Source organism: Pseudomonas sp. PGPR40, from assembly GCF_022014505.1.
GTDB lineage: Bacteria > Pseudomonadota > Gammaproteobacteria > Pseudomonadales > Pseudomonadaceae > Aquipseudomonas.
On the sequence record NZ_JAKLSP010000032.1, the window covers coordinates 78,093 to 89,550 of the forward strand.

The 11,458-nt window shown below is 59.5% G+C and carries 8 protein-coding genes; 3 read left to right on the plus strand and 5 right to left on the minus strand.

Going from position 1 to position 11,458, the window contains the following annotated elements; genetic code table 11:
- Positions 1 to 25: 25 nt before the first annotated feature.
- Both MEB48_RS24160 and MEB48_RS24165 read right to left on the minus strand, forming a co-directional pair.
- Positions 26 to 1,060 (minus strand): Fic family protein, encoded by a 1,035-nt coding sequence (locus MEB48_RS24160; RefSeq protein ID WP_237886348.1) that lies wholly within the window; start codon positions 1,058 to 1,060, stop codon positions 26 to 28.
- Positions 1,061 to 1,181: 121 nt separating this feature from the next.
- A complete protein-coding gene (locus tag MEB48_RS24165; RefSeq protein ID WP_442969120.1) occupies positions 1,182 to 2,960 on the minus strand; it encodes an ABC transporter transmembrane domain-containing protein in 1,779 nt (592 codons plus the stop codon).
- 265 nt (positions 2,961 to 3,225) lie between these two features.
- Between MEB48_RS24165 and MEB48_RS24170 the strand changes: the two genes are divergently transcribed.
- Positions 3,226 to 3,405 (plus strand): PA1571 family protein, encoded by a 180-nt coding sequence (locus MEB48_RS24170; RefSeq protein WP_007907798.1) that lies wholly within the window; start codon positions 3,226 to 3,228, stop codon positions 3,403 to 3,405.
- A 190-nt stretch (positions 3,406 to 3,595) separates the two neighbouring features.
- Here the strand turns inward: MEB48_RS24170 and pdxB are convergent, their stop codons facing one another.
- On the minus strand, positions 3,596 to 4,738 hold the full coding sequence (gene pdxB / locus MEB48_RS24175) for a 4-phosphoerythronate dehydrogenase PdxB (RefSeq protein WP_237886350.1): 1,143 nt from the start codon (positions 4,736 to 4,738) through the stop codon (positions 3,596 to 3,598).
- A gap of 277 nt (positions 4,739 to 5,015) precedes the next feature.
- Here pdxB and MEB48_RS24180 point away from each other — a divergent pair, with 277 nt between their 5' ends.
- Positions 5,016 to 6,428 (plus strand): MATE family efflux transporter, encoded by a 1,413-nt coding sequence (locus tag MEB48_RS24180; protein WP_237886351.1) that lies wholly within the window; start codon positions 5,016 to 5,018, stop codon positions 6,426 to 6,428.
- 241 nt (positions 6,429 to 6,669) lie between these two features.
- Here MEB48_RS24180 and tusA read toward each other — a convergent pair whose 3' ends face one another.
- Together tusA and rlmM are read right to left on the minus strand one after the other, a co-directional pair.
- Positions 6,670 to 6,921 carry a sulfurtransferase TusA gene (tusA, locus tag MEB48_RS24185; protein ID WP_007907805.1) on the minus strand — a complete coding sequence of 84 codons (252 nt, stop codon included), beginning with the start codon at positions 6,919 to 6,921 and terminating at the stop codon, positions 6,670 to 6,672.
- Between the two features lie 185 nt (positions 6,922 to 7,106).
- A complete protein-coding gene (gene rlmM, locus MEB48_RS24190) occupies positions 7,107 to 8,180 on the minus strand; it encodes a 23S rRNA (cytidine(2498)-2'-O)-methyltransferase RlmM (RefSeq protein WP_095052035.1) in 1,074 nt (357 codons plus the stop codon).
- Positions 8,181 to 8,402: 222 nt separating this feature from the next.
- On the opposite strand from rlmM, the gene acnA reads away from it, so the two are divergent.
- Entirely contained in the window at positions 8,403 to 11,144 is a 2,742-nt protein-coding gene (acnA, locus tag MEB48_RS24195; RefSeq protein WP_237886352.1) for an aconitate hydratase AcnA, read from the plus strand.
- Positions 11,145 to 11,458: the final 314 nt, after the last annotated feature.

The window sequence follows — 11,458 nt, forward strand, 5'->3', positions numbered from 1 at the left end:
GCAGCTCAAAGCAAGATCAAAAGATCTACACAGATCTTGACCGTGCCGCGGTCTGCTTGCCAAGTCCGGTCAAGCGATAGCTTTGAGCCGGACTATTCGGCGACTCGGGGTTTGTCATTTCAATCAAATCGGCGGCTAATGCCGGTTTGAGATAGTTAGCACGAAACGTTGCCTTGTGAGCCAATCCGACCTCTGTCATCAACTCACTGATCTTCAGCGGACCGCTTCCATCGAGAGCCCAAAGCAATCTCGCTACTTGGTCGGTTACTGGGGCGGTTACTGGGTCGGTTACTGGCTCGCTCCTGGCGGCCTCCTGAAGTGCAAGGCTCAGCGCTTGCAGCATGAACTCGACAAAAGGAGCTGATTCGGCCAATTGGTCGGCTGCCGATAATGCGGCGTAATAATCGTCCTGCTGCTCTCGAATGACCGCTTCGACCGGCAGATAAGCCAGCACCGGCCGCCATTGACTGAGTATCAAGGTCTGCCAAAGGCGGCCCATACGCCCATTACCGTCGGCGAAAGGATGGATGAACTCAAACTTGTAGTGAAAAACACAGCTAGTGATCAACGGATGCCAGTCCGAAGCTGCAAGCCATTCCAGCAAATCATCCATCAACTGCCCAACGCGACTCGGTGGCGGCGCCATATGAACCAATTTCTCGCCACGGTAGATACCCACCCCGGCTCGACGAAGCTGCCCACAGTCGTCAATCAATCCCCGCATCAGCAACTCATGCGCCTGGAGCAGGTCGGACCGGCTGCTCGGCTGCCACTGCGGCATGGATTCATAGGCTGTAAAGGCGTTACGTACTTCCTGGATTTCTCGGGGCAGACCAAGCACTCGCTGCCCTGCCAGAACGGCTGTCACCTGTTCAATGCTCAGGGTGTTGTTCTCAATCGCCAAAGAAGCCTGAATAGTACGAATTCGATTACTACGGCGCAGTTGAGGCGTTTGCCGCCGATCATCCATCGCCGAAAGCTGACCAATCTGCTCACTGATCTCAGCGATCAACGCCAATATTCTTGTGTTCAGGGTCAACGGTGGTTGATAACGGCTCATATCCTCATCCAGGCTCGCAAGTGAGGCCGACATAATGCCCGAACGTGGCCACATTTATTTAAACCTCGTGGCCGTTTTCGATCTTTGATGGAATCAAAAAGATCGTCCAAACCGGCAACTCCTACACTCGCAGATCGGCTTCGGCTTTGCCGTCATTGAACTGCAACGCCGCCAGCCGTGCATACAAAGCATTACTCGCAATCAGCTCCTGATGCGTCCCCACCGCCACCAGTTTCCCTTGGTCCATCACTGCGATTCTGTCGGCGTTTTTCACTGTGGCCAATCGGTGGGCGATGACCAGCGTAGTGCGATTTTTCATCAGGCTGGGCAGGGCTTGCTGGATCAGGTGTTCGCTCTGGGCGTCGAGGGCGCTGGTGGCTTCGTCCAGTAGCAGGATCGGTGCATCTACCAGCAGCGCTCGGGCGATGGCCAGGCGCTGGCGTTGCCCGCCGGACAAACCGAGACCCGCGTCGCCGAGGTGAGTCTGGTAGCCGTTGGGCATTTGCTCGATGAAGTCGTGGGCGTAGGCGATTTTCGCTGCTTCCTGGACTTGGGCCAATGTTGCCGTCGGGTGGCCGTAGCGAATGTTCTCTTCGATACTGCCGTAGAACAGCGCCGGGGTTTGTGAGACGAGGGCGAAACAGCGGCGCAGGTCCAGTGGGTCGAGTTGAGTCAGCGGCACACCGTCCAACAGGATGCGTCCTTGGGCGGGGTCGTAAAACCGCAGCAGCAGGTCATACACCGTTGACTTACCTGCACCGGACGGCCCGACCAATGCCAGGGTTTCGCCAGCGTTAATCGTCAGATTCAACCCATCGACGGCATAACTTTGCGGACGCGACGGGTAGGAAAAGCGCACATCTTGCAGCACCAGATCGCCCTTCACCCGCTCAGGCAAAGTCACCAGGCCCTGGGTTGGTGGCTGGATGATGTTTTCCGAACGCAACAACTCGGCAATCCGTTCCGCCGCCCCCGCCGCTCGCTGCAGTTCGCCGATCACTTCACTCAACGTGCCGAAGGCACCACCGACGATCAGGCTGTAAAAGACAAACGCTGCCAATTCACCCGCTGAAATCCGCCCGGCGATGACATCCATGCCACCGACCCAGAGCATCACCCCGACCGCGCCCAACACCAGCAGGATCACCAGGGTAATCAACCAGGCGCGCTGGAAGATGCGCTTGCGGGCGGTGTTGAAAGCCTCTTCCACGGTCGTGGCAAAACGCTGCTCGTCCTGAACCTGATGGTTGTAGGCCTGCACGGTTTTGATCTGACTCAGGGTTTCGGAGACATAGCTGCCGATATCGGCAATTCGGTCCTGACTCAGACGCGACAGGGTGCGCACCCGGCGACCAAAAATCAGGATCGGCGCGACCACCAGCGGCAACGCGACCACCACGATGCTGGTGAGTTTGGGGTTAGTGATAAACAGCAAGACAATCCCGCCGATCACCATCAACCCATTACGCAGGAACAATGACAGCGAAGAGCCGATTACCGATTGCAACAGCGTGGTGTCGGCGGTCAGCCGCGACTGGATCTCGGAGCTGCGGTTGTCTTCATAAAACCCCGGATGCAGGTAGACCAGATGGTTGAACACCCGACGGCGGATGTCCGCGACAACACGCTCGCCGATCCACGACACCAGGTAAAAACGTGCAAAGGTGCCGATCGCCAGGCCGACCACCAGCAGCATGAACACGCCGATGGATCGGTTGAGCAAATGCGGCGACTGGGTCATGAAACCCTGATCCACCAGCAGGCGAATCCCCTGCCCCATGGACAGGGTGATGCCAGCAGTGACGATCAACGCCAGCAAGGCGCCCAAGGCTGGCCAGCGATAAGGCGCGAGGAAACGGCTGGCCAGACGAATGGCGCGGCGGTGACGAGAAGAGAGCATGAAGATCATCCGATGGCGTAACCAATGGGCTTTGACTCGACCAAGCCTACACCGGTCAATGGGATGAACGCTGCAAATCATAATGAGTCAGGTTAATTATGACCGCCAAGACTAGTGGCTAGAGATTATTGGTCTAAAGTCCGGGTGGAAACGTCAGGGTATTTCTGATGGACTGAAGGTGCCGACCTGAAGATCGCAGGAGTTGTCACAGCCCGGTCACCTGGCGGTTCTACAGTAAGCACACAACCTGAAGAGGAGACAGGCCATGTCCTTGCAAAACAGCAGCGATGACAAGATTCCAGTGATCCGCACGCAGCCAGACCAGTCTCTCGGTTGCTCGATTATTGATAAGGATGGGCACGAAGTACCGATCACTGAAAACATGATCCAGGACGCTTGCCGCGAACTGGAGAAGCGATTGGTCAAGCCTGCCGAACAAGAGTGATATAGCCACCGTCTTCTTGACCCGGCTCTTTTAGCCGGGTTTTTTATGGGTGCTTATCGAAGAATTGCGGTGCCGCCATTCGCGAGCAAGCCCGCTCCCACATTTGACCTCTGTTGTACACAACACCTGTGTTTGCTGAAGATCACAGATGTGGGAGCGGGCTTGCTCGCGAAAGGGCCAACTCGGTTTCTTATAGTATCGCAGCCCCCAACGCCGCCACGATCTGCTGCAACGCCAGCGAATCCCCCTCGATCCGCACCTGCAACCCATCGATCTCACGCCGCAGCGGGTAATGCTTGCGCAGCGCATCGAACGCCGCACGCTGCTCGCTCACATGACCTACAAGGCTGCGACGGAAATCCGCATCGTCACGGCGCGGGTCATATACGCCACGGCACAACATCGCCAGCGCCCAGGCCGGATCGCAATTGGCGTTCAACGTCACTGCCGACAACCACGGAGCTGGCAGCAGATCGCTCAGGCTGACCTGCGCCGGTTGCCCAAGGAACTCACACAGTGCCTGATAGATCTGCGCCGTCCCGCGCTGCCTGCCGTCAAGGCTGTAACCGGCAATGTGCGGCGTTGCCAGCACACACAATTCGGCCAATGCCACATCGACCTCAGGCTCACCCTCCCAGACATCCAGCACCGCTTGCAGATCTTCACGTTGCAACAGCACCTGGCGCAGAGCGGCGTTATCGATCACCGGGCCACGACTGGCGTTGATCAGCCAGGCGCCCGGCTTAAGTTGGTTCAAACGGTTTTTATCGAACAGATGCCACGTCGACTGAGGGCCTTGCTTGTTCAGCGGAGTGTGCAGGCTGATGACGTCGCATTGCTCGATGACCTGCTCGAGTCTGACGTAATCGCCCCCTTCAGCGGCCTGCCGTGGCGGATCGCAGACCAGCACGTTCCAGCCCAGACCTTGCAAAACCTTGACCAGCCGCCCGCCCACTTCACCGGCGCCGACCACACCGTAGGTGCGTTGAGTCAGGTCGGCACCTTCGATTTCGGCCAGGGTCAGCAGGCTGCCCAGCACGTAATCGACCACGCCCCGGGCATTGCAACCTGGGGCGCTGGACCAGGTGATGCCAGCCTGTTGAATGTAATCCAGATCCAGGTGATCGGTGCCGATGGTGCACGTGCCGACAAAGCGCACCTTGCTGCCTTCGAGCAATGCTCGATTGACGTTGGTCACCGAGCGCACCAACAGCACATCGGCCTGTTCGACAGTGGCGCGGTCGATGGCACGGCCCGGCACTCGGCGAATTTCACCGAAGCCTTCGAAGAAGGCATCGAGCAGGGGGATATTTTCGTCGGCAACAATCAGCATGGCAGGCTCCTTTGGCGGACCGGCAGTGTAGGCGGAGATGACCGTGGTGGGCCAGCAGGCATTGCGCACCTGGAATCTGTAGGAGCGAGCTTGCTCGCGAAGACGGCGGCACAATCAATGTTGAGGCTGCCTGACATACTGCTTTCGCGAGCAAGCTCGCTCCTACAGGAGGCTCAAGCAACCGATTACAAATCCCTAACACAGGACTTTTCCTGACCACTGCGTCAAGGCGTAGAATGCGCCGCCTTGCGCATCAAAATTCTTTGGACGTTCCGCCTTGAATTCCGTGACTGACCGCCCCGCCGCTATTTCCCTCAACCGCCCGGCCCGGGTTCGCCTGGAGCTGAAAAACCTGCTCGGCCTGGCGTTGCCGATCATGATCGCGCAACTGGCGACCACCGCCATGGGCTTCGTCGATGCGGTGATGGCCGGTCGTGTCGGGCCTCGGGATCTGGCGGCCGTCGCGCTGGGCAACTCGATCTGGGTACCGGTGTTTCTGCTGATGACCGGCACCCTGCTGGCCACCACCCCGAAAGTCGCCCAGCGCTTCGGCGCCGGCACGCACAGCGAGATTGGCCCGATCGTGCGTCAGGCCTTATGGCTGGCACTGGTGGTGGGCTTGATGGCGACCGGCATGCTGTTCAGCGCCGAACCAATCCTGCACATCATGAAGGTCGACCCCGAACTGATCGGCCCGTGCATGCAGTATCTGCACGGCATCGCCAGCGGCCTGCCCGCCGTCGCGTTCTATCATGTGTTGCGCTGTTTCAGTGATGGTCTGGGACGGACGCGGCCGGCGATGGTGCTTGGCCTGTGCGGGTTGGCACTGAACATTCCGCTCAATTACATCTTCATCTATGGCCACTTTGGCGTACCGGCCATGGGCGGTGTCGGCTGCGGCTGGGCCACGGCGATCGTGATGTGGGTGATGGCGTTGGGCATGGCCGGCTGGGAGCGCTGGGCGCCGGCCTATCAGTCGAGTGAGTTGTTCAGCCGTTTTGACTGGCCACAGTGGGCGGTGATCAAGCGCTTGCTGGGCATCGGCCTGCCGATCGGCATCGCGGTGTTCGCCGAGTCGAGTATCTTCGCGGTCATCGCCCTGCTGATCGGCAGCCTCGGCGCCACCGTGGTCGCGGGACACCAGATTGCCCTGAACTTCAGCTCGCTGGTGTTCATGATCCCCTACTCCCTCGGCATGGCCGTGACTGTGCGGGTCGGCCAGGCACTCGGCCGCGAGGAACCACGCGAAGCACGCTTCGCCGCCGGGGTCGGCATGGGCACTGCGCTGGCTTACGCCTGCTTGTCGGCGAGCATGATGTTGTGGCTGCGTGAACCCATCGCCGCGATTTACACCGCTGATCCGACGGTGATTCAGGTGGCCGCGATGCTGATTGTGTACTCGGCGCTGTTCCAGTTTTCCGATGCGATCCAGGTGACAGCGGCCGGCGCATTGCGTGGCTATCAGGACACACGGGTGACGATGATCCTGACGCTGTTCGCTTATTGGGGGATTGGTTTGCCGGTGGGCTACGCCCTGGGCCTGACCGACTGGTTCGGCACGCCGAGCGGTCCGAGTGGGCTATGGCAGGGCTTGATCGTCGGCTTGAGTTGCGCGGCGCTGATGCTGTCAATCCGCCTGACACGCAGTGCACGCAAGCGGATCCGCATCAGTCGTTCGGCGGGTTCGTAGGAACCAGGCTTGCGGCAATGCCTGTCAGTTAAGCTGCGAGACCCTGTAGGAGCGAGCTTGCTCGCGAAGACGGCAGTACAGTCAACATTGATGTCGCCTGACCTACCGCTTTCGCGAGCAAGCTCGCTCCTACAGGAGTTTCGCTTAACTGACTGGCATTGAGGCTTGCCGGCGAAGGCGCTCTCAAGGACGCCTTCGCCGGCAAGTCGGATCGCTATGCAGGCCCTTTTTTTGTGCCTAATCAAGCGAGTTTCTTGCGGATCCAGTAGAGGTAGGTACCTGCCTCTTCATGCTGCGCGACCAGTTCGTGGTCGAGGAATACGCAAAACTTCGGAATGTCGCGACGGGTCGACGGGTCGGTGGCGATCACCTTCAGCAGGCCGCCGGGCACCAGGTCACGGATGTGCTGGTGCAGCATCATCACCGGTTCCGGGCAATTGAGGCCGGTGGCGTCGAGGGTGCCGTCTACCGGCGTATCGATCATTTCACTCATGATTCACTCCTGAAACTTACCGGCATTGTCGCGCATTGCCGGGTGTCTAGTCACTGACAGCTGATCGTTCCCACGCTCTGCATGGGAATGCATCCCGTGACGCTCTGCGTCACATCCAAAGGCGGAACGCGGAGCGTCCCCGGCGGCGTTCCCACGCAGAGCGTGGGAACGATCGGTACACAAAGTCAGCGGGACTTGGGTTTCTTCACGTCCAATCGGCGCAGATGGCAGGTCACTTCTTCACGGTCGTGATACAGCTGCTTGCAGCCGATCTCGACTCGAATGCCCCGCGCCTTGAACCCGTCGGCAATACGTTCCAGCAAGCGCTTCACTTCGGCATAACGCTGCTTCATCGGCAGCTTGAGGTTGACCACCGCTTCGCGGCAATGTCCCTCGCCAATCCATTCTTCCAGCATCGCCGCGTTGCGCGCCGGTTTCTCGACAATGTCGCAGACCATCCAGTCCACCGGTTGCTTGGGCTTGAAGGTGAAACCATCAGCCATCAAGTGCTGCACCAAACCGGTGTCCATCAGGCTTTCGGCCATCGGGCCATTGTCGATGGCGGTCACCAGCATGCCGCGATTGACCAGTTGCCAAGTCCAGCCGCCAGGTGCAGCCCCGAGGTCGACGCCAGTCATGTCGCTGTGCAAACGCTCATCCCACTGGTCGCGGGGGATGAAATGGTGCCAGGCTTCTTCCAGCTTGAGGGTCGAACGGCTCGGTGCTTCACGCGGAAACTTCAAGCGTGGAATGCCCATCGGCCACATCGCCGAATTGTTCGATTCGGCCAGGCCCATGAACACTTCGCGACCGCTCTTGAAGGTCAGCAGCAACCGCGGCTTGTGGGCGTCTTCCACCAGTTTGCCGGCCGCCATCAGCGCCTTGCGCAAGTGGACTTCGAACTTCTTGCAGAAATTCGACAGCTCTTTGCCATCGTTGGTGTCGACCATTTCCAGCCACAGGCTGCCGCACACCGGGAAGTCCGCCATGTGCGCGAGGATCACGCTGATGCGATCGGTTTCCGGCAGATCAATAAAGATCCCACGGGCCCACTGACGCGGGAAGATCAGGTCGGCGAAACGCTGACCACGCATCAGGCGCTCGGCGCCGTCTTCTTCGGTGCAGATAAATTCGGCGCAGGCGCTGGCGGTTTTGGCCTTGGCATAACCGGCCACGTTCAGCCGCGCGGCATGTTCGGAAATCTCGGAACAGACTTCGCCTTCGAAGCCCGGCCGGCAATGCATAAAGAGGGTGTTCATTTTTACTCCTGGGCAGTTGGCGAAGAATTCAGCCACTGCGCGATGCCCAGACTTGCGTTGAAGCAAAGCCTGTCACGAAAACCGGCGCATGATAGCCGAGTTCGGAACCTTGGACTTGTCCATAGAGTCCAGTAATTAGCCTTAAGCCATAAAGAGGACTAGGTTTAAACCTCTGTCTGTCCCGTCAGTTCGTAGCCGTGCGGACCTAAAGGAGTCATTTCAATGCCGTCCCTCGATAGCCTGAAAACCCTCAAAACCTTACAAGTCGACGACAAGACCTATCACTATTTCAGCCTGCCCGATGCCGCCAAAAGCCTGGGCGATCTCGACAAGCTGCCGATGTCGCTGAAAGTACTGCTGGAAAACCTGCTGCGCTGGGAGGACGAGAAAACCGTTACCGGCGCCGACCTCAAGGCGATTGCCGCCTGGCTCAAGGAGCGTCGCTCCGATCGCGAAATCCAGTACCGGCCCGCGCGGGTATTAATGCAGGACTTTACCGGCGTCCCCGCCGTGGTCGACTTGGCCGCCATGCGCGCCGCCATGGCCAAGGCCGGTGGCGACCCGCAGCGAATCAATCCGCTGTCGCCGGTGGACCTGGTGATCGACCACTCGGTGATGGTCGACAAGTACGCCAGTTCAAGCGCCTTCGAACAGAACGTCGACATCGAAATGCAGCGCAACCACGAGCGTTACGCCTTCCTGCGCTGGGGTCAGAGTGCCTTCGACAATTTCTGCGTGGTGCCACCGGGCACCGGCATCTGCCACCAGGTCAACCTTGAATACCTGGGCCGTACAGTCTGGACCAAGGACGAGGACGGTCGCACCTATGCCTTCCCGGACACTTTGGTCGGCACCGACTCCCACACCACCATGATCAACGGCCTCGGCGTACTCGGCTGGGGCGTGGGCGGGATCGAAGCGGAAGCAGCAATGCTCGGCCAACCGGTGTCGATGCTGATTCCGGAGGTGATCGGCTTCAAACTCACCGGCAAGCTCAGGGAAGGCATCACCGCCACCGATCTGGTGCTGACGGTGACCCAGATGCTGCGCAAAAAAGGCGTGGTCGGCAAATTCGTCGAGTTCTACGGCGACGGCCTCGCCGACCTGCCGCTGGCCGACCGCGCGACCATCGCCAACATGGCCCCGGAATACGGCGCCACCTGCGGATTCTTCCCGGTGGACGATGTGACACTGGAGTACTTGCGCCTGTCCGGCCGCACGCCAGAAACCGTAAAACTGGTGGAGGCCTACAGCAAGACCCAGGGCCTGTGGCGCCTGCCCGGCAAGGAGCCGCTTTTCACCGACAGCCTGGCCCTGGACATGGGCAGCGTCGAAGCCAGCCTCGCCGGGCCGAAACGCCCACAGGACCGCGTCTCGCTGCCGAATGTCGCGCAAGCGTTCACTGACTTTCTCGGCCTGCAATTCAAACCCTCCAGCAAGGAAGAAGGTCGCCTCGAAAGCGAGGGTGGCGGTGGCGTCGCGGTAGGCAACGCTGATCTGATCGGCGAAACGGACTACGACCACGAAGGCCGTACTTATCGGCTCAAAGACGGCGCGGTGGTGATTGCCGCGATCACTTCCTGCACCAACACGTCCAACCCCAGCGTGATGATGGCAGCCGGGCTGGTGGCGAAGAAAGCCATAGAGAAAGGCCTGAAGCGCAAACCGTGGGTCAAGAGTTCGCTGGCCCCCGGCTCGAAAGTGGTCACCGACTACTATAAGGCAGCGGGCCTGACCCAATACCTGGACCAACTCGGTTTCGCCCTGGTCGGTTATGGCTGCACCACCTGCATCGGCAACTCCGGGCCATTGCCGGAGCCAATCGAAAAAGCCATCCAGAAAGCCGACCTGACCGTTGCCTCGGTGCTCTCGGGCAACCGCAACTTCGAAGGTCGCGTACACCCCTTGGTGAAAACCAACTGGCTGGCCTCCCCGCCCCTGGTCGTCGCCTATGCGCTGGCCGGCACAGTGCGCATCGACATCAGCAGCGAGCCATTGGGTCACGACAAGGACAACAACCCGGTTTATCTGCGCGACATTTGGCCGAGCACCCAGGAAATCGCCGACGCGGTGACTCAGGTAAACACCGCGATGTTCCACAAGGAGTACGCCGAAGTGTTTGCCGGCGACGCGCAGTGGCAGGCAATCGAAGTGCCGCAGGCGGCGACTTATGTCTGGAAGGATGATTCGACCTATATCCAGCATCCACCCTTCTTCGATGACATCGGCGGCCCACCGCCAATGGTCAAGGATGTCGAAGGGGCCAAGGTTCTCGCGCTGCTCGGCGACTCGGTGACCACCGACCACATCTCCCCGGCCGGCAACATCAAGACTGAAAGTCCCGCCGGCCATTACCTGCGCGAGCAAGGGGTGGAACCGCGGGACTTCAATTCCTACGGTTCCCGTCGCGGTAACCACGAAGTGATGATGCGCGGCACCTTCGCCAACATCCGGATTCGCAACGAGATGCTTGGCGGCGAAGAAGGCGGCAACACGATTTATATTCCAACCGGCGAGAAGCTGCCGATCTATGACGCAGCCATGCGTTACCAGGCATCAGGCACGCCACTGGTGGTGATTGCCGGGCAAGAATATGGCACCGGCTCGAGCCGCGACTGGGCGGCCAAGGGCACCAATCTGCTGGGAGTCAAAGCCGTCATCGCGGAAAGCTTCGAGCGGATTCACCGCTCCAACCTGGTGGGCATGGGCGTGTTGCCGTTGCAGTTCAAGCTGGATCAGAACCGCAAGAGCCTGAACCTCACCGGCAAGGAAACCGTCGATATCCTTGGCCTGACGGGTGTCGAACTGACTCCGCGGATGAACCTGACACTGGTCATCACCCGTGAAGACGGCAGCAAGGAGAAGGTCGAGGTGTTGTGCCGCATCGATACCCTCAATGAGGTGGAATACTTCAAGGCCGGCGGGATTTTGCATTATGTGTTGCGGCAGTTGATTGCCTCATAACAGCCTGCTGACAACGACACCGCCTTCGGGTGGTGTTTTTGTTTACGCGGTGTACGTCTCTATAATCGCGCCGCTTGCTGAATCGGTGTCATTCACCATTTTGTGTCCAGCCTATACCCCCCTGTAGGAGCGAGCTTGCTCGCGAAGGCGGTAGCACAGTCAACATAGATGTCGCCTGACACACCGCCTTCGCGAGCAAGCTCGCTCCTTGTATGTTGTCCCTGACTCCAACGAGAGAGGTTACGCTCAAGGAGTCATACAACAGCAAGTGCGTTTCTGGGGGAGGCCGATCGCTCCTGAAGGCAGGATTTGCT